Consider the following 23,942-nt stretch of genomic DNA (forward strand, 5'->3'; position numbering starts at 1 on the left):
ACGTCCCTGACCTGACGTCACATTTTCAAAACTCAAAGACTTCCCAACGCGATACGGCGAGAGCCGTGCCGCGAACAGAAGAAGACGTCCAAAAGGAGGAGAACCATATGAAACGTCTCACACAATTGGCGGCGGGTCTGGCCGCGACCTTGACCGCGACCCTGACGCTGAGCACGGCGGCACAGGCGCGCGAACCCGGTGTGCTTCCGGCCATGGCACCCGGGGCCACGATGGGCGTGCCGATCGCCGCCCCCTTGCCCGAAGGTTTCTTGTTCAGCAGCCGCACGGGGTATTCGCAGCTTACGTACAAAGATGCGGATGGCAATGAAACCGACACGAAAATCGACATTCTGGATACGGCGCTTGTGCTGAACTACGTACCCGGCACGATGCTGTTCGGTGGGCAATATCGCGCCTCTCTGGCGCTGCCGATCATCGACGCGAGACTGAGTGGCGATGTGTCGGCACATTCGACGGGCATCGGCAGCCTCGACATCCGTCCGGTCGATATCTCCTGGGAAATTGCGCCGGGAATTTTTGCCAGTGCCGGTGTCAGCATTCTTGCACCGGGCGACTGGGACGCGGACAATCTGATCAATCCGGGGCAGAATTTCTGGAGCCTCGCACCCAGTGTGGGGTTCAGCTATCTGCGCGATGGCTGGAACGCGTCGGCGCATGTGATTTACACAACCAACCAGCGCAACGATGCCAATGGCTATAAATCCGGGGATGATCTCAACATCCACCTGACCGCGATGAAGGACGTGGGCAACGGGCTGAGCCTCGGGCCGGTGGCCTATCTGCGCAAACAGATGACCGCCGACAGCAATCGCGGCACCTCCTATGGCGGCGGAACGGCGGCCAAGACCGAAGCGGCAGGGATTGGTCTTTCCGCGACCAAACAATTCGGCAATGTCATCGTGAACGCCATGTATACGCATGACGTGTCTGCCGAGGAATCCGGTTCGGGCGATCGGCTCTGGCTGAACTTCGCCCTGCCGCTTCCGCGGTGAGCCCGGTTGCGGTGCAGGCGCTGACACTATGAGGTGATGGGCTGGCCGCACCGGCTCAGTCCTCATCTTGTCATGGAAGACCTCTGCCGAGGTCTTCCATATCAGAATACCCGATGAAGCGCACACCTCCCGCGCAGGAGATCGCCCTCAATCAAGCATTTGCACACTCGTTCACCTTTGACAGTTCCGCGCTTTCTCATGACTGTCGAAACAACTATCGTTTAGGCTTGGGTCCAAACGCATAGGGCCGATATGTAACGCCTCAAACGCTGCCCACCCCGTTAGATTTGCGCGGGTTTGCGGCGTTTCTGTCAGCATTTTTTCTCAAAAGTGCCTCGGACGGTGTAACCAGCCGAGGCACTTCCGGGATGCGGTGCGCTGCACATCTCGTTTGAACGGATTTGGGTGATCAGAACGGATAATGCTGCTTCGGGTCTTCGATTGTGATCCATCGGGTGACGGTGAATTCGTTGATCCCGAGCTTGCCGCCGAAGCGCCCGAAGCCCGAGTCCTTCACGCCGCCGAAGGGCATTTGCGGCTCGTCGGAGACGGTCGGCCCGTTGATGTGGCAGATGCCGCTCTGGATGCGGTTCGCGGCGTCCATCGCCTTGGTGATGTCCTGCGAAAACACCGCAGACGACAGGCCGTATTCGGTGTCGTTCGCCACCGCGATGGCCTCCTCCGCGTCTTTCACCCGGATGATCGACTTCACCGGGCCAAAGCTCTCCTCGGCATAAATCCGCATCTCGGGCGTCACGCCGTCGAGCAAGGTGGCCGAATGGATCGCGCCCTCGCGCGTACCGCCAGCCACGAGTTTCGCGCCTTTCGCGGTCGCATCCGCGATCAAAGCGTCCATCTTTTCCGCCGCGGATTCCGTCACCAGAGACCCCAAAACGACCTTCTCGCGCGGGTTGCCATAGGGCAGGCTCGCGGCCTTGGCGGCGAGTTTTTCGATGAACGCGTCGGCCACGGCCTCGACCACGATGATGCGTTCGGTCGACATGCAGATCTGGCCCTGGTTCATGAACGATCCGAAAATAGCCGCGTTCACAGCGCCGTCGAGATCGGCATCTTCCAAAACCACAAGCGGCGCCTTGCCGCCAAGCTCAAGAAGTGCCGGTTTGAGGTTTTCGCCTGCCAAACGCCCGATAATGCGTCCTACATTTGTCGAGCCGGTGAAGTTCACGTGCCGCACTGCAGGCGCCTCGATGAGTGCTTTCACCACCTCGGCGGCATCTTCCGGCGCGTTCGAGATCACGTTGATCGCGCCCGCAGGAAGCCCCGCTTCCACAAGGCATTCGCCGATCAGACGGTGCACTTTCGGGCACATCTCGGAGGACTTCAGCACCACCGTGTTGCCACAGGCCAGCGCCGTCGCCACCGCCCGCGTGCCTAGGATCACCGGCGCGTTCCACGGCGCGATGCCAAGGCAGACGCCGCGCGGTTTGGCGACCGCCATCGCCAGCGTGCCCGGCTTGTTCGACGGGATCACCTCGCCGCCGATCTGCGTCGTCATCGCGCCCGCTTCGCGCAGCATGCCCGCCGCCAGATGCACGTTGAACCCGGCCCAGATCGCCGTCGCGCCGGTCTCGGTGACCATCGCCTCGACAAACTCGCCCGCGCGCGCATCCATGATGTCGCCCGCTTTGACCAAGACCTTGCGCCGCGCCTCGGGGCCGGTGGCGGACCATTCGGCAAAGGCGGCCTCAGCGCTCGCCACGGCTTTCAAAGCATCGTCGACCGACGCGGCGGCGGCCACAGTGGCCACCTCACCCGTCACCGGGTCGATCCGCTCATAGGTTTTTGCCCCTTCGGCAGCGACATTCGTGCCGCCGATCAACAAATCCAAGCTCATTGAAATCTCCTCAGTTCAATCCGTTGCTGGTCGCGTCGATATAGGCCCGCATCCCCCCATCGCAGGGAATGTTGATCCCACGCAGCCAGCCGGAGCCGTCGGAGAGCAGGAAGGTCACAACCGGCGCGATGTCCTTCGGTGTGCCCGGGCGGTCCATGATCCGCGCGTCCTCTTCGGCGCGTTCGCCGAGCGTCTCCAAGAAATCGCCGAGGATCGGGGTATCGACCGGCCCCGGGCTCACGGCGTTCATACGAATGCCGCGGTCGCGCCAAGTCCAGCGATTTTCATGTGTAAATGCGACAAGGGCCTGTTTGGTAAAGAAATAGCTGTTCTCGGAGGTGATGTCATGGGCGGCGCAGAACGCGGCGACATCTTCATGAGTCAGCCCTTCGGCGGCCTTGATCCTGGCCACTTCGCCCTCCCAGCCAAGCCCCGCCAGAGAGGCGAGATTGACGATGGACGCGCCATCTTTGAGGCTGTCCACGAGCCCCAGCGTGAGCTTTTTGAGCGCCACGAGATTGACGGTCACGACAACCTCTTTCGGCGCGGTCGGCGGCACGCCCGCGATATTCGCGAGCCCGTCGGCCTTGACCGATTTGAGCTCCTCGATCAGAGCGTCGAGAGCGGTCTCATCGGTCAGATCGACCTGATGAAAGGCGTCGAGCTCGATGGAGGGCGCATTGCGGTCGACGCCGATCACCTTGGCGCCTGCGGCCTTGGCCTGAAGGGCCGTTTCCTGACCGATCCCGGAGGATACGCCAGTGATGATGATGGTTTTGTTTTCAAGCATTCAAGTCTTCCTTATTCCGCGGCCACGGGCGCGCTTTGCATCATGTAGCCTTCGGGATGGAAGGTTCCATTCTCGTCACGGAAACTATGGGCGAAATCGGGCCAGACCAGCGTGAGACGGCCGGAGCGGTCATCGACGTACCAGGATTTGCATCCTCCGGCGAGCCAGACAGTGCCCTGAGACATCCGGTCGATCTTGTCCATATAGGCGTCTTCGGCGTCGCGTTTCACTTCGATCACTTCGACATTCTGGCTCTCGATCGCGTCCAACGCACCGAGGATGTAATCGACCTGCGCCTCGATGATGTAGACCACCGAGTTATGGCCGAGACCGGTGTTCGGACCGTTGATGATGAAGAGGTTCGGGTAGCCGTTGACCGAAATGGAATCGTAGGCCTGCATGCCGCGATCCCAGTGCGCGTCGAGGCTGATGCCTTCGGAGCCGAAAATGCGCGTGGCAAAGGGCGGGCGCACGGCTTCGAACCCGGTCGCAAAGACCAGAACGTCGAGTTCATAGCCTTCGCCCGACGCCCCATAGGCCTTTTTGCCGTCGACCTTCTTGAGAGCGGAGGCTTCAAGCGTGGTGTTCTCGGCGGTCATGGCCGGGTAGTAAGTGTTGGAAATCAAAAGGCGTTTGCAGCCGATCTCGTAATCCGGGGTCAGTTTGGCGAGCAACTCCGGGTCTTTGACATGGGTCTCGCGGTGACGCACGGCCAGCGCCTTGGCTTCGTTGAGAAAGCGCGGAATGTTGCGACGCTGGGCGAAGTTGAACTCACCGGCCCAGAAAATTTCCGATCGCATTTCCTCGATCACCGACGGATCGCGACGGCACAGACGGCGCTCGCCCTCGGTATATTGGCGATCCCAGCGCGGGATCATATAAGGCGCAGAGCGTTGGAACACGACCATTTCAGAGGCGAGTTTTTGCATCTCCGGGATGATCTGAATGGCCGACGCGCCGGAGCCGACGACACCGATGCGTTTGCCTTCGAGATCGACGGAGTGGTCCCAGTTGGCGGAGTGGAACACATCGCCTTCGAAGCTGTCGAGACCCTCGATTTTGGGCATATGCCCGTCGGCCAAGTGACCCGTGCCGGTGATCAGGATTTTTGCCTCATAGGTGCCTTTGGATGTCTCAACGATCCAGCGTTTCCTCGCCTCATCCCAAGTGCTTTTCAACATATCCGTGTGGAAATGGATGTGCGGCAGGATGCCTTCGTCCTCGGCACATTTGCGGATATAGGCCTGAATTTCCGGCCCCGGAGAGAACACGCGAGTCCAGTCGGGGTTCGGCAGGTAGCTGTAGGAATAGAGATGCGACGGCACATCGCAGGCGATGCCCGGATAGTGGTTGTCGCGCCATGTGCCGCCCACGTCGCCCGCCCGTTCGATGGCGATAAAATCTTCGCGACCCGTGCGTTTGAGCTGGATCGCCATGCCGAGACCCGCAAAGCCGGTGCCGATGATCAGAATTTCGGTTTCAGTCGTCATTTGGGTGTCTCCTCAGGGTTTCTGGGCCGGAATGATCGCGCCTGCCGGATATTGATCGGGCTGAGCGGAGAACCGGTCGACATAGTGGAAAAGCTCGGCGGCGCGTTCGTGGACGACGGCGTGACCCGAGGGGATTTCGGCGTAGCGCGCATCTTCGATGGCGCCAAAGAGCTGCTTCGAATGATGTTTCGGCACCATCATGTCGTAGGTGCAGCCGATCACGAGGGTCTTGGCGGTGATCGTTTCACACTCTGCGGCGATGTCGATGCGGGTGTTCAGATCCATCTGCTTGTCAACAAACGGGCTCATTTTGAGCATCCCGGCGGCGGCTTTCATCTCGTCGAGCGTCTTGAGGTTCTGGAAGGCGGGGGAGAAGGCGCAGAAGGTCATGTATTGCGTAATCGAGGGGCTGTCCTGATCGCGGAGCTGCCGCCAGACGTCGTTGCGCATCTTCTGATGCGTATCGGTTTTGAGCCAGCCTGCGGTGAGGATCAGGTTCTTGATCTTTGTGCCCATCTCGGCGGCGACCTTTGCGGCCACACAAGCGCCCAGAGAATAGCCCATCAGCGTCACCGGACCATTGGGCACCTCGGCTTCGATGACGGCTTTGACCTGCGCGACCAGATCGGCAAGCTCGACCGTATCGCCCGCAGGTTCGGACCAATCCAGCGCGATGACCTTTTGGCGATAGGCCATCATCGGGAAGATATAGCCATAGTGACCGTCGATGGAGCCGGCGGTGCCATGCACCAGCACGAGCGGCAAACGGTCGTTGTCCGGCCCGGCAACGCGGTACTGAACGGACACGCCGCCGACCGTCACTTCGCCTTCGCGGTAAGGTTGATCGAGCATGTTCAAATCTCCTTTGCTCAAAGCTTCCCCGTCCGTTGCCCGTCAGACATCGGAGCCGATCCGGTGGGCCGGTCGGGGGAAATCGGGTGTCAGGGTTGGGGGCAGGAGCCCCGTTCGTCAGGCGGTGGGGATGTGATACCCCCCGTCCACGTAAATCGGTTGTCCGGTCACATAGGGCAGCGCGCCCGACGCGAGCGAGGCGGCCACGGTGCCGATGTCGGAGGTCTCGCCCCAGCGTTTCTGGGCGACCTGACCGCTCTCGATATAGGCGTCGATCTTGCCCGTCGGCGCGGAACCGGTCATCTCGGTGCGGATAAAGCCCGGACGGATTTCATGCACCGCAATGCCATGCGCGCCGAGGCGGTCGGCGTAGAGTTGCGCCACCATCGACAAGCCCGCTTTCGAGACGCAATAGGGGCTGCGGTCGGTCGAGACATGCGAGGCCGCGATCGAGGTGATGAAGGTGATGGAGCGATAGCTCTCCACCTCCCGCGCGATCATGCGTTTCGCCATGGCTTGGGTGAAAAAGAAATTGCCGCGTAGGTTGACGCCGAGGTTCCGGTCGAACGCGTCCGCACCGAGATCGAGAATGTCTGTGAGCGGACGCGCCGCAATCCCTGCGTTGTTCACCAGCGCATCGACGGGCCCGAGCGCCTCTTCGACCGCCGCAATCGCGCCCTCGTGGGCGGCAAGATCGGAGAGATCCATCTGGCCGAAATAGGCCTTTGCACCAAGCGCTTCGAGTTCTTTGACAACCGCGTCGGATTTCTCGTCGGTGACAATATCAAGCCCGGCCACGTCAAAGCCCGCCTTGGCCATCGCCAAAGCGATGCCACGTCCAAGCCCCTGACGGGCGCCGGTTACAAGAGCAACAGGTCTGCTCATCTTATACCTCCAGCCATTCGGCGCGCACCTCGGGATTGTCCATCAATCCCTTGGGCGTGCCTTCGAATACGATCTCGCCATGGCCCATGACGTAGAGCCGGTGCGAAATATCGAGGGCGATCACGAGTTTCTGTTCGACCAAAAGGATCGACACGCCTTTTGCGGCGATGCGCTCCAAAAGCTCACCGACGGCGGCGACCATTTTCGGTGCAAGACCCTCGGTCGGCTCGTCCACCATGATCAGGTCCGGGTCGCCAATCAGCGTGCGGCAAATGGTGAGCATCTGCTGCTCGCCGCCCGACAGCGATCCGGCATTGGTCTCGGCGCGGGTGCGCAGAACCGGGAAGAGATCGAAGATGTCCTCCATGGTCCAGCGGCCTTCACCCTTGGACTTCAGCCCCAGAATGAGGTTCTCGCGCACGGTCAGATCGGGGAAAACATCGCGGCTTTCCGGCACATAACCGATGCCCGCATAGGCGATCTTGTGCGGCTTTTGCCCCCCGAGATCCTGTCCGGCAAAGGACACCTCGCCCTTCGTGGTGACAGCCCCCATGATCGCTTTCAAAAGCGTCGAGCGCCCGGCACCGTTGCGACCCAGAAGCGAGACGATCTCGCCGCGTTTCACCTCAAGGTTCACGCCGTGCAGGATGTGGCTTTTGCCATACCACGCTTGCAGATCGCGCACGGACAAAAGCGTTTCGGCTTCGATGTTCAATTCGGGTTTGCTCATGCCGCATCCTCCTCGCTCGCGCCCAGATAGGCCTCCTGCACCGCAGGGTTGGCGCGGATTTCCTCCGGCGTGCCAGTGGCGATGATCTGGCCATAGACCAAAACAGAAATCCGGTCGGCCATCTCGAAAATCACGCCCATATCGTGTTCGACCATCAGCAAAGTCTTGCCCTCGGTCACCTTCATGATGAGCTGCAACGCCGCATCGGTTTCCGAATGGCTCATCCCCGCCATGGGTTCGTCAAGGAGCAGCGTATTAGCGCCCGAAGCGACCGCCAGACCCAGCTCTAGAGCGCGTTGTTCGGGGTAAGTCAGGCTGTCGGCGGTATCATGCGCGCGGTGCGTCAGGCCAAGCTCGACCAGCAGGCGCTCACATTCCGCCGCCACATCTTTGAGGGATGAGGTGGGACGCAGCAGCGTGTAGCGATGCCCGAGTTTCCAAAGCACGGCGCAACGCAGGTTTTCCAGCACGCTCATCTGAGGAAAGATGTTGGTGATCTGGAAACTGCGCGACAACCCCGCGCGCACGATTTCTGCGGGCGGATGGCCCGCGATGTCTTTGCCGTCGAACAGGATCTGCCCGGAGGTCGGCGTGATCCGGCCCGAGATCAGGTGAAACAGCGTCGATTTCCCGGCCCCGTTCGGCCCGATCAGCGCATGACGTTCGCCTTTGCGCAGATCGAGGTTCACACCGCGGATGATCTCCACCGGCCCGAAAGATTTACGCAGGTCCTTGATTTCAAGTGCGTTGGTCATGCGATCTCTCCTTTGCCGAGCGAATGGCGGAGGGTTTCAAGCCGGTCGAGAAGCGGGCGCATCGCCAAAATGCCCCCCGCGACCAGAACAAGACCCAAGCCCCAGGACAGAACGGAGGTGGCATTGAGCGGCAGGCCCAGAACGGTCATCTGCGGTCCGAGGGCGGCGTCGAGACCGGCGCGATAGGCCAGTTCAATCACAACGATCACGCCGACGAGTGTCACGAAACCCGCGAGACCGATCAGGGTCAAAAGCGGCGCTTGCACCTTGAGCGTGCCGGAGCGGATCAGAGACACGCCGGACATCAGCATCCCCGCCAGCCCCGCCGGCTGCACCATCACCACGAAGATGAACAGCAGACCGAAATACATCATCCACGCAGACGAAATATCCGAGAGCCAGATTTTCATCAGACCGATGACAATCGCGCCCAGAACCGGACCGAAGAAATGCTTGGTCCCGCCGATATAGGTCATCAGGAGCACCAAAGTGGAAGTGGCAGCACCCAGTTCGTTGACCGTCATGATCTCGAAATTCAGCGCGGCAAGCGAGCCCGCGACACCGGCGATCCCGGCGGCGATGGCATAGGCCAGCATGCGGACGCGTTTGGCGGAAAAGCCCAGAAATTCAACGCGCTCGGCATTGTCCCGCACCGCGTTGGCCAGAAGGCCCAGCGGAGTTTTCGAGAAGAAATACAGGAGTGCTGCGCAGATCAGGAACCAGACGGCAACGATGACATAGATGTCCACGGTCGGGCCGTAATCCATGCCAAACGAGGCGCCGAGATCCATGCGGTCCATCGAAACGCCTTCCTCGGAGCCATAGAGCGACGGGAAAAGTGCCGCCGCCGCATAGACCAGTTCGGAAAGACCCAGAGTGATCATCGCAAAGGGCATGCCGCCGCGACCGGAGGCCAGCCAGCCGCCGAAGAAGCCGAGGACCAGCGCCCCGATCCCGCCGATCAGCGGCACGAGCGGCAGCGGGAAGTTCCAGCCCGCATCGGCCATGTTGAGCACGGCATGGGTGGCGATGAAGCCCCCGAGGCCGAAGAAGGTGCCATGACCCAGAGACAGAAGTCCGGTCTGGCCCAGAAGCACGTTATAAGAGAGCGCGAAAATCGCCATGGTGCCGAGATAGTTCAGCGTGGAGATCATCGAATTGCTGGTGAAGATCATCGGCAGAAGCAGGAGGGCAAGCGCGATGGCGGCCCAAGGCAGGCCTGCAATAAGGCGCGTGCCGCCGGTCTCCCGCGATGTTTCGAGTGCGTTGACTGACATTATTCTTATCCTTTCCGCATCAGGCGCGCTTGCCGAACAGGCCCATGGGCCGGAAGATCAGCACCGCGACGAGCAGGAGGTAGGGAATGACCGGACCGATCTGCGACACCGACACGTTCCAGATGTCGGACACCAGCGCGCCCAAGGCGGCGGGCGGTTGGGTGACGCCGATCAGGCCGAAGACGTCGGAAACTGAGAGATCAATGCCGACGGCGAAAGTCTGGATGAAACCGACGATCAGCGAGGCCACGAAAGCGCCCGAGAGCGAGCCGAGACCACCGACCACGACGATCACGAAGAGGATCGGCCCGAGGGCGGCAGCCATGGAGGGCTGGGTGATCAGGATCGGCCCGCCAATGACACCGGCAATCCCCGCCAGCGCAGAGCCGACGCCGAAAACCGACATGAACACCAAGGGAACGTCATGGCCCAGCATCGACACCATCTCCGGATGGGTGAGCGAGGCTTTGACCACGAGACCGACACGGGTGCGGGTCAACAGGAGCGCGAGAGCGGCAAAGATCACCACGGACATGATCAGCATGAACAGGCGAAACGCCGGATAGCCCGTGCCGAAAATTTCGAAGGCAGTGAAATCGAGCGCGGCGGGGACCTGATAATCCATCGGGCTGCGGCCCCAGATCATCTGAACCGCTTCCTCGATCACGAAGGCCACGCCGATGGTGAACAACAACTCGCCCAAATGGCCGAACTTGTGCACGCGGCGAAGGCCATAGCGCTCGATCAGCGCGCCGACCACGCCGACCAGCAAAGGGGCAAGGATCAGCGCCGGGAAGAAGCCCACGTATTTCGAAATCTCAAAGCCGAAATAGGCGCCGATCATGAAGAAACTGGCGTGGGCGAAGTTCAGCACACCCATCATCGAGAAGATGAGGGTGAGGCCAGATGCGAGTAGGAACAACAGCATGCCGTAAAGCGTGCCGTTCAGCAGGGAGAATGTGATAACTTCTGCGCTCATGTCACAGCCCCGAGAAATTCGGTTTGAGACCGGCGCGCGGCCATTCAACGGCGATCAGCCGCCCGGAGCCCGAAAGTGTGATATAGGCGGTCTTCATATCCGGCCCGCCAAAGGCGATGTTGGTCGCGAATTCATCAGGCATTTCAACGGTTTCTACATGCTTTCCCTCGGGCGAAATCACCGTGATGCAGCCCGGCGTCAGACCGGCGCAGCAGATGTTGCCATTGGCTTCGACCGCAAGGCTGTCGTAGCGTTTGAAGCCTTCGAGTTGCGCCAGAACGGCTTCGCCCGGCTCAAAGGGATTCGGTTTGCGGATCTCGCCCGGCCCGGTAATGTCATAGGAATAAAGTCGCCCGGTCTCGGTATCGGCGACGTACACGGTTTTTTCATCGGGCGAGAGGCCAACGCCATTCGCTGTGGTGATCGGATAGGCGATTTCGCAGGCATAAGAACCGTCCGGCTTACCGTAATACAGCCCGCCATGCAGAAAGCTGCGCGGCGTGCGGGTGCCGTGGTCGGTGAACCAAAGGCCGCCGTCTTTGTCGATGACGATATCGTTCGGCATCAAAAGCGGATGACCGTCGATCTCGCGGTAAAGTTCCGTCACTTCCCCGGTCTCAAGATCCACACGTTCGATACGCCCGCCGGAATACTCAGGATTGCCACCTACAGGCTGGGTCACGCCGCCAGGGTTCCCCCAGGCAAACCCGTCACCGTTGTTACAGATATACATCGCCCCATCCGGCCCCATGGCCGCGCCATTGGGCGCCCCTTTGAGTTTAACGACAACCTCTTTCGTGCCGTCGGGCCAGACTTTCGTCAGGCAGCAATTCTTGATCTCGCAGACGATCACGGAACCGTCGGGCATCACAACGGGGCCTTCGGGGAACCCGAGGCCGTCCGTGATCTCTTTATAGGGATAGTGCGTCATGTTTTCTCCTCTGTCCGCCAAAACGGCGGACGAGACACGGGCGTTGCGTTCCCCCCGTGTCTGCCTCCTCAGAATTTACGGGCGTTTCATCTCGCAGGTGGTCGGAAGTGCAATCACATCCGCCGGGATTACTGCCACGTTTTCCCAACCCCATCCGGTGCCCTCTTCGTCAAGCACACCCTCCGGCACATCGACGAATTTGGAAACGGCCATCTGAGTGATGATCTGGTGATCCTCCGGACGGCTGGTGGCCGCAGCGCCGTAGACGGTCGTGAACTCGATGCCTTCCAAGGCCGGAATCAGATCATGTACCTCATTGGAGCCTGCCTTTTCCGCCGCTTTTGTCAAAGCACGGATCGCAGAGGTGTCACCGGGGAATGCCGATGCCGATTGCCCCGTTTGCGCACGATAGGCCGCCTCAAATGCGTGCAAAGCGTCATTCGCGATCCCTGCATCGCCATCGAAAACGGAGTACACTTTTCCGTCGAGACCCGATTGCGCCATCGCGGTCGGTGCCCCCGGACCGGTCGAGAAATACGTGAACCATTCCGCCTCAAGCCCGCCTTCGCCCGCCGCTTTCAGAACGAGCGCCAGATCGGCACCCCAATCCGAAGTGATCACCGCCTGCGCGCCAGAGGCTTTGATTTTCGCGATATAAGGCGTGAAATCGGTGATTTTCTGAAGCGGGTGGGTGTCGTCGCCGACCCATTCGATATCCGGACGAGTTGCGCCCACCTTGTCGAGCACGGATTGCCGTGTGGTCTGACCGGAGGAGCCTTCGGCGTTCAGAAGATAGACTTTCGTGATATCCGGACGCTCCGTGAGGTAATGGGCAAGACCTGCGGTTTTCATGTCCGCATCCAGCACCCAGGAAAAGCTGTAATAGCTGCACTTCTCGCCAGTGATCGCGGGATCGTGCGACGCACCGTCAAAGACGATGACCTGATCGTCCGGGTTGCGGCGGTTGTGTTTGTTGACGAAATCCACGAGTGCGAACGTGTTCGAAGAAGAAACCGAGGTCTGGAGAATACGCGCGCCCGCGTCGATCGCCTTTTGCGCCTGAATGGCGGTTTCCTGAGCCGACATTTTGTTGTCGAAGGTTAGAATTTCGATTTTCTGACCGTTCAGCCCGCCCGCCGCGTTCACCTCGTCAACGGAATAGCGCAGCACTTTCTCGATGCGCTCGGTCACCATCGCCGCCGGCCCCGAGAACGGGTCGATCATGGCGAATTTAAACGTGTCTTCGGCAAATGCGCCGGTCGCCATCAGGGTGAGTGCGGATGCAAAAAGGATATGGGTTTTCTTCATACTGTCCTCCCGAAGACAAATCCCTCACTGTCCCGCGTGCGGGTGACACTCATCCGAGCGGGCGTCCTGAGGGGATCGTCAGTTTCTCCAATTGGCCGAAGCCATGGCACGCGCCCCTTGATCTTTGTGCGTTCGGGACGTGCGTTCCTCCATGGTGCATATGCTGGAAAACTCGTCGAAAATGGTCAACTCGAATATTCCGACATATGGACTATTTTTTATTTTTTTATTCGCAAATAAAATTCTGAATTCCGAATATAAAATATATAATTAATATTTTTCAGAATGTTAAAACAAAATTGTGCCAAAAACTATTTCGGACATTTTCGGCACAATTCTTGCATTATGGTCCACATACCGGACTTAGTATGTGGCGCGCCCGCCAGACATATCGAAGACCGACCCGGAATTGAAGGAACATTCCGGGCTGGCGATGAAGCAAATCATCGCCGCGCATTCCTCGACCGTACCAAAGCGCCCCTGAGGGATTCGCGACAGAGAAAATTCAATCTGCTCGGGCGGCAATTGCTCCATGAGGGGGGTCCTGATCAGACCCGGCGCGAAACAATTGGCACGCACCTCTGTCAAGGCAAGCTCCTTGCCGAGCGACTTGGTAAAGCCAATGATGCCGGCTTTTGCCGCCGAATAGCTGGATGAGTTCGGATTTCCCTCCTTGCCCGCGACAGAGGCCACGGTGACGATACGCCCGTAATTGCGGGCCGTCATCCCATCGAGCACAGCGCGCGTGCACAGAAAAACCCCGCCCAGATGAATGTCGATCACCTGTCGCCAAGAGGCGAATTCATGCCCCTTGACGGGATGTGTCGGCCCGGTAATCCCAGCCGCCGTCACCAGAATGTCGATCTTGCCAAAGGCAGCTTCGGTCGCCTGCCGCGCGGCCTCGACAGACGCCTCATCGGAAACATCGACCGCAAAGCCAAGGGCATTTTCCCCAAGCTCTTTGGCGGCAATGTCCGCGCCCTTGAGGTCCCAAATCGCCACTTGCGCCCCCTCCGACAGCAGACGCTCCGCCACTGCGCGCCCGATGCCGCGCGCACCCCCGGTGATGGCGGCAACCTGTCCTTCAAACCTGCTTTTCATGCGTGTCCTCCTTTTGAATACCCATAATGTCCATTAATTCGACTCTTGATTGGCGGGATATGGCTTGTTTAAATGGCGCTATATTGCAACCAAAAGCATGATATTCAGCCGAAAATCCGACAATAAGTCCGAATGACGGACAAAATGAGTGACCGCATGGAAGAGACGAAGGACAAAAACAACAAAAGCCAGGTGGTCGAGAGGACCTGCCTGATTCTGCGCGAGCTTGGTCGGCATGGCCCGCGAGGAGCGCGTCTGCTCGACTTGACGGATCGCACGGGGCTGAGCCGTCCGACAGTGCACCGCATTCTCGCCACCCTGACAGCAGAAAGTTTCGTGGAACGCACACAGGAGCGGCGCTACCGCCTGTCGTCCATGATGTACGAATTGGGGCTCAATGCCCCAAGTCCGGTTGGCGATCCGGCCCGACTTCGTCCGATTATCCAGTCGCTGGCCGAGCGTTGCGGCGACACGGTCTATCTCGCGATGCGGACCGGAGATTTTGCGCATTACCTGTTGCGCTGCGAAGGCGCTTACCCGATCCGTACCCACGTGGTTTCCGCCAACCAGACCCTGCATCTCGTCTCCGGCCATTCCGGCCGTTCGCTTCTGGCGTCCATGCCGGAAGATGAGGCAGAGGATGTGATCCTGCGGGCGACGCGGGACAGGAAATTGTTCGGCGAGGCAACCCCGGACGGATTGCGCAACGAGGTCGAGCGGGTGCGTAAGACCGGCTATGGCTGGGCGCGGGATGTGACCTTTGTTGGCGTCGCCGGACTGACCATACCCGTTCCGAACCCGCGCGGGAGCGCCTATCTGGCGATGTCGATTTCCTCGATTCCACAACGCATGACACAGGAACGCGCCATGGACCTCCTGCCGGATCTCAAAGCAGCAGCCGCCGAGATCGCCGACATGATTGCCTGAAACCGATGGCGACATCTATGGCGGTGGACAAAAGCGCAACAAGATCGGCGGCCCATCACAAGCATCGAACCGTAGCTGTCAGATGTGGCTTGGGAAATGGCTCCAGAGCACAGAACAGCGCAGGCCATTGGCTCAAGTGGTCGTGTCGCGGTTTGAGTTCGGCGTCATTTGCACCATTACATTCGGCTTTTGAAGCGTCAGGTCTTCGACAGCGTTCATTGGCATTCGCCCACAATGGAAGGGGCCTGCGCGTAAAGCCTTGGGTTGGCCGGTCGCATTTGGGACGCGCCCTGGATCAGGCGGAAAGCTTCAGGATTTGGTGCACCTCGGCGAGACTGAGCCGCACAGGGTTGGCCTGTGTGGAGGAGGCCGACAGGGCATTTCGCGCCGTTTCCTCCCAAAGCGGCGGGCCGCAGTGCAGGTCGGCGAGAGAGGCCAGCCCATGCCTGTCAATGAAAGCGCGCAGGGGCAGTCCAAGCCCGTCTTGCACCCATCGTTCGATCTCTTCGCAGCGAGCGGTGGGCCTACCAGCCTTTATCAGCGCGGCATGATTGACCGTCAGTGCGGCAGGGAGCAGACGCCCGCAGATCGCGCCATGGGCGCCACCGCGACTGCCGATGACGGCGGCGAGGCCATGCACAATCCCAAGCCCGGAATTGGCCAGCGCCAGACCGCTCAGATAGCTGGCTTTGGCCAAAGTGTCGCGCGCGGTTTCATCCTCACGTGTCATGAGCGTCTGAAGCGCTGCGGCCGCAGGCCCGATCATGCCGCGTGCGAGGGCATCGGTGACCGGATTGGCACGATTGGAAAGGTAGCTCTCGATCAACTGTGTCAGCGCATCCAACCCGGTCGAAAGGGTCAGGGATTTGGGCAGACCATCGGTCAGGGACGCATCGACCACCGCAAGGTCCGGCACGAGACGTGGATCGCGCAGGCTGATCTTGACCCCTTGTTCCGGTACACCGATCACCGCGTTGCGTGTGGCCTCTGCGCCGGTGCCTGCGGTGGTCGGGATCGCCACGAAGGGCAGGGGGGTGTTGAGTTTGGGCGCGGGATCGGGCCCGAGACCGAGACCGAGATGATCCAACACATCGCCTTTGGAGACACACAGCCCCGACACCGCCTTGCCCAGATCAATCACCGCACCGCCGCCAATGGCGACGATACAATCGGCGGCGGACGCACGGGCGCGGGACACCGCGTCGCGGACCTGATCGACGGTCGGCTCGCCTCGGGCGGTAAGGGATGTGACCTGTGCCCCAAGAGCGTCGAGTTCTTCGATCAGCACATCAGCCCAAGGCACCGAGGCGCTGCGCAAGAGGAGGACCTTTTGCCCCCTCTCGCGCACCAAAGCTGCGACTTGATCCTTTGCGCCACGTCCGATCAGACAGCGTGCGGGCGCGGTAAAGGCGATATCCGCGACCGGATTGGACGCGAGGCTTTCGGCGTGACCCGGCATCAGACCAGCATCGTGGCACGCACGGCCCGCGCCCAACCGTCGCATTTGGCCTGCCGCGTCGCCTCATCCATGGTCGGCTCAAAGGTGCGCTCCAGCGCCCATGTGGCGGCAAAGCCCTCCATGTCGGGATAGACGCCCGCCCGTTGACCGGCGAGCCAGGCGGCGCCCATGGCCGTGGTCTCAAGGACTTTGGGCCGGTCGACGGGCGCGGAAATGATGTCGGACAGGAATTGCATCGCAAAATCCGAGGCACTCATGCCGCCATCGACGCGCAGCGCCGTGGTGGCGTCGCCCTGCCAATCGGCATGCATGGCCTCTAAGAGGTCGCGGGTTTGATAGCCGACGCTTTCAAGCGCGGCGCGGGCAAATTCTGCCGGGCCTGAGTTGCGTGTCATCCCGAACATCGCCCCCCGGCATTCTGCATTCCAATAGGGCGCGCCCAGTCCGGTGAAGGCGGGCACAAGGATCAGGCCCTGCGTTTTGTCGGCGCTTTCGGCCAGGGGCTGGGTCTCGGAGGCTTCGCGGATGATTTTCAGCCCGTCGCGCAGCCATTGCACCACGGCACCGGCGATAAAGATCGACCCTTCGAGCGCATAGGTCGTCTTGCCGCCGATGCGGTAGGCGATGGTGGTCAAGAGCCGGTTTTGCGACATCACCGGCGTCTCGCCCGTGTTCAAAAGCGCGAAACAGCCGGTGCCATAGGTCGATTTGACCATGCCCGGTTTGAAACAGGCCTGACCGATGGTGGCCGCCTGCTGGTCGCCCGCGATGCCCAAAATCGGGATCGGACGGCCAAAGAGATCGGGGCGGGTTTCGCCGAAATCGGCATCGCAATCGCGCACCTCTGGCAACATCGCCATGGGAATGTCGAAGCGTTTGCAAATCGTTGTGGACCAATGGCCTTTGCGGATGTCGTAAAGCATGGTGCGCGCGGCGTTGGTGGCGTCGGTGGCATGGACCTTGCCGCCCGTGAGTTTCCACACCAGCCAGCTGTCGACCGTGCCAAACAAAAGCTCGCCCGCCTCGGCGCGGTCGCGCGCGCCTTCCACGTTGTCGAGAATCCATTTGAGTTTCGTCGCCGAGAAATAGGGATCGAGCAAAAGCCCGGTCTTTTCCGTGACGACCTCTTCGAAGCCTTCCGCCTTAAGCGTTTTGCAAAGCTCGGAGGTGCGGCGGTCCTGCCAGACGATGGCCTTGTAGACCGGCTGGCCGGTGGTCTTGTCCCAGACAAGCGTGGTTTCGCGCTGGTTGGTGATGCCGATGGCGGCGATTTGTGACACATCGGCCGAGGATTTCTCGATCACCGCACGACAGGTCGCCGCCGTGGTGGACCAGAGGTCGAACGCGTCATGTTCGACCCAGCCGCTTTGGGGGAAATGCTGTTCGAATTCTTCCTGTGCGCTGGCCGTGACGGACAGCGATTGGTCAAAGAGAATGGCGCGGGTCGAGGTGGTGCCCTGATCGATGGCAAGAATATAGGTCACATGCATCTCCTTGGTGGTCTCTGCTCTGTCCAAGGCTATGCCACCAGCTCTGGACGGAGAAGAGAGCGCAAAAAGAGGGCGGGAATGACCCCGCCCCCTCTCGATCAGTTATTGCCAAGAGGCCACGAGCGCGTCGTAGGAGACGGTTTGCGGCGTCTCGCGCTCGTTTTCGATGGCGGGTTTCGGTGCGCCGGGCTTGGCGAGCCACTCCTCGGCGCTGGTCTCGTCGTTCATGACCGGCCCGAGATCGCCCTGAATGCCAGCGCGCTCGAGACGCTCCATGACTTTCTCCATATCGGCGCAGAGGCTGTCGAGCGCATCCTGCGCGGATTTCGCGCCGGACATCGCGTCACCGATATTCTGCCACCAGAGCTGGGCGAGCTTCGGGTAATCCGGAACGTTGGTGCCGGTGGGCGACCAGCGCACGCGGTCCGGCGAGCGGTAGAACTCGACGAGGCCGCCGAGTTTCGGTGCACGATCGGAGAAGCTCTCATGCTGGATGGTGGATTCGCGGGTGAAGGTCAGACCGACATGGGATTTCTTCACGTCGACGGTCTTGGACCCCACGAATTGCGCATAGAGCCATGCGGCTTTGGCGCGATCCTCCGGCGTGGATTTCATCAGCGTCCAGGAGCCCACGTCCTGATAGCCGACTTTCATGCCCTCTTCCCAGTAGACGCCATGCGGGCTGGGGGCGAGACGCCATTTCGGCGTGCCGTCCTCGTTCATCACCGCCGGGCTGTCGACCAGAGGTGCGACAAAGGTGGTGTACATGAACATCTGTTGCGCGATGTTGCCCTGACCCGGAACCGGACCGGCCTCCGAGAAGGTCATGCCCATGGCCGAGGGCGGGGAGTATTTGTTCAGCCAATCGATGGCTTTTTCCACCGCATAGACTGCCGCCGGGGAGTTGGCCGCCCCGCCGCGTGCCATACAGGCGCCCACGGGCTGGGATTTTTCGTTCACGCGGATGCCCCATTCGTCGACCGGAAGGCCGTTGGGTTCGCCTTTGTCGCCCATCCCAGCCATGGACATCCATGCGTCGGTGTAGCGCCAGCCCAAGGACGGGTCTTTCTTGCCGTAGTCCATCGAGCCATAGACCTCGACGCCGCCGATATTGCGCCCGGTGAAGAATTCCGCGATGTCCTCATAAGCCGACCAGTTGACCGGCACGCCGAGATCGTAGCCGTATTTCTCTTTGAACTCGGCCATGATTGCGGGATCGGTGAACCAATCGTAGCGGAACCAGTAGAGGTTCGCGAATTGCTGATCGGGAAGCTGGTAGAGCTTGCCATCGGGCGCGGTGGTGAACTGGGTGCCGATGTAGTCGTCGAGATCGAGACCGGGGTTGGTCACATCCGCGCCTTCGTTCGCCATCCAGTCGGTGAGGTTGCGCACTTGTTGATAGCGCCAGTGGGTGCCGATCAGGTCGCTGTCGTTGACATAGGCGTCATAGATGTTTTCGCCCGACTGCATCTGAGTTTGCAGTTTCTCGACGACATCGCCTTCGCCGATCAGGTCGTGGGTGATTTTGATGCCGGTGATTTTTTCGAAGGCGGGCGCGAGCACCTGAGATTCATATTCGTGCGTGGTGATGGTCTCGGAGACCACTTTGATCTCCATGCCCGCAAAAGGCTGCGCGGCATCGATGAACCACTGCATTTCTGCTTCCTGATCGGCGCGCGACAGCGCCGACTGATCCCCGATTTCGGCATCGAGGAAGGCTTTCGCCGCTTCCATATCGGCGAAAGCGGGCACCGACAAAAGGCCGAGGCCTAACGCCAGTGCGGTGGTTGTCTTGAGACGATGGTTCATTGGTTTCCTCCCTATGTGAACCTATATTTTTAGGTGTCGATCCGTCGCGGGGCCTCCTCAGACCCAGCGAAAGACGATGGCTGCAAAGATCAGGCAAACGACCAGTGCGAGCGCTTGGTTGGCGCCGATCAGGCCCAGCCATGCAAGATTGATGAAGGCCGAGCCCAGAAGGGTGATGAACAAACGATCCCCCCGCGTGGTCTCAATGCCCAAGACGCCAACGCGCGGCGTTTCGGGGAATTTGATCGCCAGAATGGTGAAGATCACCAAAAGCGTTGCAATCGTTCCGAAAAAGGCGGCGGTCGGCCATGTCCATGCCATCCAGTCCATGTCGAATTCCTCCTCTTAGACCCGACCGAGGGCAAAGCCCTTGGCGATGTAATTGCGCACGAAGTAGATCACGAGCGCGCCCGGCACGATGGTGAGCACCCCGGCGGCGGCCAACACGCCCCAGTCGACGCCTGCCGCACCCACGGTGCGGGTCATGGTGGCGGCGATGGGTTTGGCGTCCACAGAGGTCAGCGTGCGTGACAAGAGGAGTTCGACCCAAGAGAACATGAAGCAGAAGAACGCAGCCACACCGATGCCCGAGGCGATGAGCGGCATGAAGATCTTCACGAAAAAACGCCCAAAGCCGTAGCCGTCGATATAGGCGGTCTCGTCAATTTCCTTCGGCACGCCGCGCATGAAACCTTCGAGGATCCAGACGGCGAGCGGCACGTTAAAGAGACAATGCGCCAGAGCCACGGCGATATGCGTGTCGAACAACCCGATTGAGGAATAGAGCTGAAAGAAGGGCAGGGCGAAGACGGCAGGCGGTGCCATGCGGTTGGTCAGAAGCCAGAAGAACAGGTGCTTGTCGCCCAGAAAATTGTAGCGCGAAAACGCATAGGCGGCGGGCAGCGCGACGGCGAGCGAGATCACCGTGTTCATCACCACATAGATCATCGAGTTGACGTAGCCCATATACCACGCCTCGTCGGTGAGGATCGTGACGTAGTTTTTAAACGTCAGGTTTTGTGGCCAAAGCGAAAAACTCCCGAGGATTTCCGCGTTGGTCTTCAGGCTCATGTTCAACAGCCAGTAGATCGGCAACATGAGGAACAGAAGATAGAGCGTCATCACCACGGCGCGGCCCTTCACCTTGGGCAGGCTGCGCGCGCGGGTGGCGGGTGTGAGTGCGGTTGCGTCCGTCATCTTACATGCCCTTTTTGTCGAGGTTGACCATGACGGTGTAGAACACCCATGAAATCAACAGGATCACGAGGAAATACATCAAAGAGAAGGCGGCAGCGGGTCCGAGGTCGAACTGGCCGAGAGCCATCTTGACGAGGTCGATGGACAAGAGCGTCGTCGCATTGCCCGGACCGCCGCCCGTCACCACGAAGGGCTCGGTGTAGATCATGAAACTGTCCATAAAGCGCAGCAGGATCGCGATCATCAACACGCCCATCATCTTGGGCAGTTCGATGAAGCGGAACACTTTCCAACGGTTCGCTTGGTCGATCCGCGCGGCCTGATAATAGGCGTCGGGGATGGATTTGAGACCGGCAAAGGCCAGAAGTGCCACGAGCGAGGTCCAGTGCCAGACATCCATCACGATGATGGTGATCCAGGCGGAGATCGTGTCCTGCGTGTAGTTGTAGTCGATCCCAAGCGCGTCGAGCGTGTAGCCCAGAAGGCCGATGTCGACGCGGCCGAAAATCTGCCAGATCGTGCCGACCACATTCCATGGGATCAAAAGCGGCAGGGACATGACCACGAGGCAGAAGGACGACCAAAATCCCGATTTCGGCATGTTGAGCGCCACGAAAATGCCCAGCGGAATTTCGATGGCAAGGATGATGCCGGAGAACATCAACTGACGTTGCAGCGCGTTCCACATGCGCTCGTCAGAGAGCATCTCCTGGAACCACTCAAGGCCCGCCCAGAAGAACTGGTTGTTGCCGAAGGTGTCCTGCACGGAATAGTTCACCACCGTCATGAGCGGGATCACGGCGGAAAATGCCACGAGCACCAGCACCGGCAGTACAAGGAACCATGCTTTGTGATTGGTTGTTTTCTGTTGCATCACGCGGCCTCCCCGCCGGTGGCGGACTGGGGCGCCACACGCCAGTCGTTTGCGTAGACATTCACGCGTGCCGGGTCGAAGGTGACGCGGGTCATGTCCGCGCGCACGGGATCGTCCTCGCCTGCGATGATGTTGATGTCTTGGCCAAAGAATTCGGCGCGGATGATCTTGTGACGCCCGGCATCCTCGACGCGGCGCACTTTCACAGGCAGGCCTTCGCTTTCGCTCAGCCGGGCGAACTCGGGCCGCACGCCGATCTCCACCTTGCCGTCCACCGGCGCATAGCCCGCGCCGAGGTCGATCTCCGAGCCGTTGATATAGGCTTTCGTGCCCTCGACCTTGGCGGGGATCACATTCATACCCGGCGAGCCGATGAAATAGCCCACAAAGGTATGCGCGGGCCGTTCGAACAATTCCTCAGGCGTGCCGATCTGAACCACGCGCCCGTCATACATGACAACGACCTTATCGGCGAAGGTCAGTGCCTCCGTCTGGTCGTGGGTCACATAGATCATCGTGTGGCCGAAATCGTGGTGCAGCTTTTTGAGCTGGGTTCTGAGTTCCCATTTCATATGCGGGTCAATCACGGTCAGGGGTTCGTCGAACAAAAGCGCATTCACGTCCTTGCGCACCATGCCACGACCAAGAGAGATCTTTTGCTTGGCGTCCGCACCCAGCCCGCGCGCCTTTTTGCGCAGCATGTCTTCCATGCCGATCATCTTGGCGATTTCCTGGACGCGCTCGGCCACATAGGATTCGTCGCGGCCGCGGTTCCGGAGTGGAAAGGCCAGATTGTCGTGCACGGTCATCGTGTCGTAGACCACCGGGAATTGGAACACCTGCGCGATGTTGCGCTCCGCCGTGGGGGCGCGGGTGACGTCTTTGCCATCGAACAGAATGCGCCCTTGCGAGGGCATCAACAGCCCCGAAATGATATTGAGCAACGTGGACTTGCCACAGCCCGACGAGCCCAAAAGCGCATAGGCCTCGCCGTCTTCCCAGTCGTAATTCAGTTCCTTGAGCGCATAGTCGTCCTGCGACGCAGGCGTCGGATTGTAGGAATGCGCAAGGTTGTCGAGTGTAATTCTAGCCATGATCGCGCCTCCTCACGCCGCCATTGCGTAGGCGGCGGGCGCAACGAGCCCCCCGTCTTCGCCGAACACATAGACATGACGCGGATCGAGCCAGACATCGAGCGCGGCACCAATCTCGAGATCGTGCACCCCGTGGATCAACCCGACCCAACGCGCGCCATGGTGATCGAGATGGACGAAAGTTTCTGACCCGGTCAGCTCCGTCACATGCAGGTTCGTTGTGAATTTCATCGCGTTTTCAGCGTGCTGCATGATTTCGAGATGGTTCGGACGGAACCCGGCGGTGTAGCGCCCGTCGGCCAGTTCGGCGAGCTTGCCGGTCGCCTGTGTGCTTTGCCCGTCGCCGAACATCAGACGATCGCCGGTCTTGGAGATTTGCAGGAAATTCATCGGCGGATCGGAGAATACCCGTGCCGTCGTGGCATCCACCGGCTGACGATAGACCTCGGGCGTCGGCCCAAATTGCGTCACGCGGCCCTCCCAGAGCGTCGCTGTGTTGCCGCCGAGCAAAAGCGCCTCTTCGGGTTCCGTTGTCGCATAGACAAAGATCGAGCCGGAGGCCTCAAAAATCTTCGGAATCTCGACACGCAACTCCTCGCGCAGCTTGTAATCGAGGTTGGCGAGCGGCTCATCGAGCAGCACAAGCCCTGCGTTTTTCACCAACGCCCGTGCCAGAGCACAGCGCTGTTGCTGCCCCCCCGAAAGTTCCAGAGGTTTGCGGTCCAGCATCGGCGTCAGCTTCATCAGCTCCGCCGTTTCCCGCACTCGCGCGTCGATCTCCGCCTTGTCCACGCCCATCAGCTTCATCGGCGAGGCGATGTTGTCGTAGACGCTCATCGAGGGGTAGTTGATGAATTGCTGATACACCATCGCAACCTTGCGATCCTGCACCCGCATGCCGGTGACGTCTTGGCCGTCCCAGAAAATCCGCCCGGCGCTCGGTTGATCGAGCCCGGCCATCAGACGCATCAGCGAAGTCTTACCCGACAGGGTCGGCCCCAGCAGAACGTTCATCGTTCCTTTTTCGAGCGTCAGATCGGTCCCGGCAATATGCATTTGCCCCTCGACGATCTTCGATACGCCCTTCAGTTCCAGCGTCATTAGCTCCTCCTCCCCGCGCCTTATT

General features: G+C 60.2%; 22 protein-coding genes. 2 read left to right on the plus strand and 20 right to left on the minus strand.

Annotation, left to right across the window (positions count from 1 at the left end):
- Positions 1 to 107: 107 nt before the first annotated feature.
- The gene (locus V1475_RS18860; protein WP_479414033.1) at positions 108 to 1,013 is read left to right on the plus strand and encodes a SphA family protein; all 906 of its coding nucleotides are present in this window, start codon (positions 108 to 110) and stop codon (positions 1,011 to 1,013) included.
- A gap of 409 nt (positions 1,014 to 1,422) precedes the next feature.
- On the opposite strand, the gene V1475_RS18865 is transcribed toward V1475_RS18860, so the two are convergent.
- From V1475_RS18865 to V1475_RS18920, 12 genes are all read right to left on the minus strand, one after another.
- On the minus strand, positions 1,423 to 2,868 hold the full coding sequence (locus tag V1475_RS18865; RefSeq protein ID WP_479414034.1) for an aldehyde dehydrogenase: 1,446 nt from the start codon (positions 2,866 to 2,868) through the stop codon (positions 1,423 to 1,425).
- 10 nt (positions 2,869 to 2,878) lie between these two features.
- Positions 2,879 to 3,658, minus strand: a complete 780-nt coding sequence (locus V1475_RS18870; protein ID WP_479414035.1) for a coniferyl-alcohol dehydrogenase — start codon at positions 3,656 to 3,658, stop codon at positions 2,879 to 2,881.
- A gap of 11 nt (positions 3,659 to 3,669) precedes the next feature.
- Positions 3,670 to 5,148 carry a flavin-containing monooxygenase gene (locus tag V1475_RS18875; protein WP_479414036.1) on the minus strand — a complete coding sequence of 493 codons (1,479 nt, stop codon included), beginning with the start codon at positions 5,146 to 5,148 and terminating at the stop codon, positions 3,670 to 3,672.
- A gap of 12 nt (positions 5,149 to 5,160) precedes the next feature.
- Positions 5,161 to 6,000, minus strand: a complete 840-nt coding sequence (locus V1475_RS18880) for an alpha/beta fold hydrolase (protein WP_479414037.1) — start codon at positions 5,998 to 6,000, stop codon at positions 5,161 to 5,163.
- A 117-nt stretch (positions 6,001 to 6,117) separates the two neighbouring features.
- Positions 6,118 to 6,885: a 3-ketoacyl-ACP reductase gene (locus tag V1475_RS18885; RefSeq protein WP_434291116.1), complete on the minus strand. Its 768-nt coding sequence runs from the start codon at positions 6,883 to 6,885 to the stop codon at positions 6,118 to 6,120.
- A gap of 1 nt (position 6,886) precedes the next feature.
- Positions 6,887 to 7,615, minus strand: a complete 729-nt coding sequence (locus V1475_RS18890) for an ABC transporter ATP-binding protein (protein WP_479414038.1) — start codon at positions 7,613 to 7,615, stop codon at positions 6,887 to 6,889.
- Positions 7,612 to 8,370, minus strand: a complete 759-nt coding sequence (locus V1475_RS18895) for an ABC transporter ATP-binding protein (RefSeq protein ID WP_434291113.1) — start codon at positions 8,368 to 8,370, stop codon at positions 7,612 to 7,614. Before V1475_RS18895 ends, V1475_RS18890 begins: the two co-directional genes overlap by 4 nt.
- Positions 8,367 to 9,647 carry a branched-chain amino acid ABC transporter permease gene (locus V1475_RS18900; protein WP_479414039.1) on the minus strand — a complete coding sequence of 427 codons (1,281 nt, stop codon included), beginning with the start codon at positions 9,645 to 9,647 and terminating at the stop codon, positions 8,367 to 8,369. The genes V1475_RS18895 and V1475_RS18900 overlap by 4 nt, the downstream gene beginning before the upstream one ends.
- 19 nt (positions 9,648 to 9,666) lie before the next feature.
- Positions 9,667 to 10,626, minus strand: coding sequence for a branched-chain amino acid ABC transporter permease (locus tag V1475_RS18905; protein WP_479414040.1), 960 nt, complete (start codon positions 10,624 to 10,626; stop codon positions 9,667 to 9,669).
- A 1-nt stretch (position 10,627) separates the two neighbouring features.
- Positions 10,628 to 11,557, minus strand: a complete 930-nt coding sequence (locus V1475_RS18910) for an SMP-30/gluconolactonase/LRE family protein (protein ID WP_479414041.1) — start codon at positions 11,555 to 11,557, stop codon at positions 10,628 to 10,630.
- Positions 11,558 to 11,632: 75 nt separating this feature from the next.
- Entirely contained in the window at positions 11,633 to 12,865 is a 1,233-nt protein-coding gene (locus V1475_RS18915) for a branched-chain amino acid ABC transporter substrate-binding protein (protein WP_479414042.1), read from the minus strand.
- Between the two features lie 363 nt (positions 12,866 to 13,228).
- Positions 13,229 to 13,966, minus strand: coding sequence for an SDR family NAD(P)-dependent oxidoreductase (locus V1475_RS18920; RefSeq protein WP_479414043.1), 738 nt, complete (start codon positions 13,964 to 13,966; stop codon positions 13,229 to 13,231).
- A 156-nt stretch (positions 13,967 to 14,122) separates the two neighbouring features.
- Here V1475_RS18920 and V1475_RS18925 point away from each other — a divergent pair, with 156 nt between their 5' ends.
- Positions 14,123 to 14,893, plus strand: a complete 771-nt coding sequence (locus V1475_RS18925; protein WP_479414044.1) for an IclR family transcriptional regulator — start codon at positions 14,123 to 14,125, stop codon at positions 14,891 to 14,893.
- A gap of 295 nt (positions 14,894 to 15,188) precedes the next feature.
- Here V1475_RS18925 and V1475_RS18930 read toward each other — a convergent pair whose 3' ends face one another.
- The 8 genes from V1475_RS18930 to V1475_RS18965 all read right to left on the minus strand — a co-directional run bounded on the left by V1475_RS18930 (position 15,189) and on the right by V1475_RS18965 (position 23,917).
- Positions 15,189 to 16,352, minus strand: a complete 1,164-nt coding sequence (locus V1475_RS18930; RefSeq protein ID WP_479414045.1) for an iron-containing alcohol dehydrogenase — start codon at positions 16,350 to 16,352, stop codon at positions 15,189 to 15,191.
- On the minus strand, positions 16,352 to 17,836 hold the full coding sequence (glpK, locus tag V1475_RS18935; protein WP_479414046.1) for a glycerol kinase GlpK: 1,485 nt from the start codon (positions 17,834 to 17,836) through the stop codon (positions 16,352 to 16,354). The genes V1475_RS18930 and glpK overlap by 1 nt, the downstream gene beginning before the upstream one ends.
- A 108-nt stretch (positions 17,837 to 17,944) precedes the next feature.
- Positions 17,945 to 19,651 (minus strand): ABC transporter substrate-binding protein, encoded by a 1,707-nt coding sequence (locus tag V1475_RS18940; protein ID WP_479414047.1) that lies wholly within the window; start codon positions 19,649 to 19,651, stop codon positions 17,945 to 17,947.
- Between the two features lie 57 nt (positions 19,652 to 19,708).
- Positions 19,709 to 19,981, minus strand: coding sequence for a DUF2160 domain-containing protein (locus V1475_RS18945; RefSeq protein WP_066708843.1), 273 nt, complete (start codon positions 19,979 to 19,981; stop codon positions 19,709 to 19,711).
- Between the two features lie 15 nt (positions 19,982 to 19,996).
- Positions 19,997 to 20,848 (minus strand): carbohydrate ABC transporter permease, encoded by an 852-nt coding sequence (locus V1475_RS18950; protein ID WP_434291096.1) that lies wholly within the window; start codon positions 20,846 to 20,848, stop codon positions 19,997 to 19,999.
- Between the two features lies 1 nt (position 20,849).
- Entirely contained in the window at positions 20,850 to 21,722 is an 873-nt protein-coding gene (locus V1475_RS18955) for a carbohydrate ABC transporter permease (protein WP_207020869.1), read from the minus strand.
- Positions 21,722 to 22,816 (minus strand): ABC transporter ATP-binding protein, encoded by a 1,095-nt coding sequence (locus V1475_RS18960; RefSeq protein WP_479414048.1) that lies wholly within the window; start codon positions 22,814 to 22,816, stop codon positions 21,722 to 21,724. Before V1475_RS18960 ends, V1475_RS18955 begins: the two co-directional genes overlap by 1 nt.
- Positions 22,817 to 22,828: 12 nt before the next feature.
- Positions 22,829 to 23,917 carry an ABC transporter ATP-binding protein gene (locus tag V1475_RS18965; RefSeq protein WP_479414049.1) on the minus strand — a complete coding sequence of 363 codons (1,089 nt, stop codon included), beginning with the start codon at positions 23,915 to 23,917 and terminating at the stop codon, positions 22,829 to 22,831.
- Between the last annotated feature and the right edge of the window lie 25 nt (positions 23,918 to 23,942).

The organism is Celeribacter sp. SCSIO 80838, assembly GCF_056498065.1.

What these genes read in the sequence shown, in the direction of transcription:
- V1475_RS18875 (WP_479414036.1), bottom strand. Translation starts at nt 5,148, where the DNA reads ATGACGACTGAAACCGAAATTCTGATCATCGGCACCGGCTTTGCGGGT.
- V1475_RS18880 (WP_479414037.1), bottom strand. Translation starts at nt 6,000, where the DNA reads ATGCTCGATCAACCTTACCGCGAAGGCGAAGTGACGGTCGGCGGCGTG.
- V1475_RS18925 (WP_479414044.1), top strand. Translation starts at nt 14,123, where the DNA reads ATGGAAGAGACGAAGGACAAAAACAACAAAAGCCAGGTGGTCGAGAGG.
- V1475_RS18955 (WP_207020869.1), bottom strand. Translation starts at nt 21,722, where the DNA reads ATGCAACAGAAAACAACCAATCACAAAGCATGGTTCCTTGTACTGCCG.
- V1475_RS18950 (WP_434291096.1), bottom strand. Translation starts at nt 20,848, where the DNA reads ATGACGGACGCAACCGCACTCACACCCGCCACCCGCGCGCGCAGCCTG.
- V1475_RS18910 (WP_479414041.1), bottom strand. Translation starts at nt 11,557, where the DNA reads ATGACGCACTATCCCTATAAAGAGATCACGGACGGCCTCGGGTTCCCC.
- V1475_RS18945 (WP_066708843.1), bottom strand. Translation starts at nt 19,981, where the DNA reads ATGGACTGGATGGCATGGACATGGCCGACCGCCGCCTTTTTCGGAACG.
- V1475_RS18865 (WP_479414034.1), bottom strand. Translation starts at nt 2,868, where the DNA reads ATGAGCTTGGATTTGTTGATCGGCGGCACGAATGTCGCTGCCGAAGGG.
- V1475_RS18930 (WP_479414045.1), bottom strand. Translation starts at nt 16,352, where the DNA reads ATGCCGGGTCACGCCGAAAGCCTCGCGTCCAATCCGGTCGCGGATATC.
- V1475_RS18965 (WP_479414049.1), bottom strand. Translation starts at nt 23,917, where the DNA reads ATGACGCTGGAACTGAAGGGCGTATCGAAGATCGTCGAGGGGCAAATG.
- V1475_RS18885 (WP_434291116.1), bottom strand. Translation starts at nt 6,885, where the DNA reads ATGAGCAGACCTGTTGCTCTTGTAACCGGCGCCCGTCAGGGGCTTGGA.
- V1475_RS18905 (WP_479414040.1), bottom strand. Translation starts at nt 10,626, where the DNA reads ATGAGCGCAGAAGTTATCACATTCTCCCTGCTGAACGGCACGCTTTAC.
- V1475_RS18900 (WP_479414039.1), bottom strand. Translation starts at nt 9,647, where the DNA reads ATGTCAGTCAACGCACTCGAAACATCGCGGGAGACCGGCGGCACGCGC.
- V1475_RS18890 (WP_479414038.1), bottom strand. Translation starts at nt 7,615, where the DNA reads ATGAGCAAACCCGAATTGAACATCGAAGCCGAAACGCTTTTGTCCGTG.
- V1475_RS18870 (WP_479414035.1), bottom strand. Translation starts at nt 3,658, where the DNA reads ATGCTTGAAAACAAAACCATCATCATCACTGGCGTATCCTCCGGGATC.
- V1475_RS18920 (WP_479414043.1), bottom strand. Translation starts at nt 13,966, where the DNA reads ATGAAAAGCAGGTTTGAAGGACAGGTTGCCGCCATCACCGGGGGTGCG.
- V1475_RS18895 (WP_434291113.1), bottom strand. Translation starts at nt 8,370, where the DNA reads ATGACCAACGCACTTGAAATCAAGGACCTGCGTAAATCTTTCGGGCCG.
- V1475_RS18940 (WP_479414047.1), bottom strand. Translation starts at nt 19,651, where the DNA reads ATGAACCATCGTCTCAAGACAACCACCGCACTGGCGTTAGGCCTCGGC.
- V1475_RS18960 (WP_479414048.1), bottom strand. Translation starts at nt 22,816, where the DNA reads ATGGCTAGAATTACACTCGACAACCTTGCGCATTCCTACAATCCGACG.
- V1475_RS18915 (WP_479414042.1), bottom strand. Translation starts at nt 12,865, where the DNA reads ATGAAGAAAACCCATATCCTTTTTGCATCCGCACTCACCCTGATGGCG.
- V1475_RS18860 (WP_479414033.1), top strand. Translation starts at nt 108, where the DNA reads ATGAAACGTCTCACACAATTGGCGGCGGGTCTGGCCGCGACCTTGACC.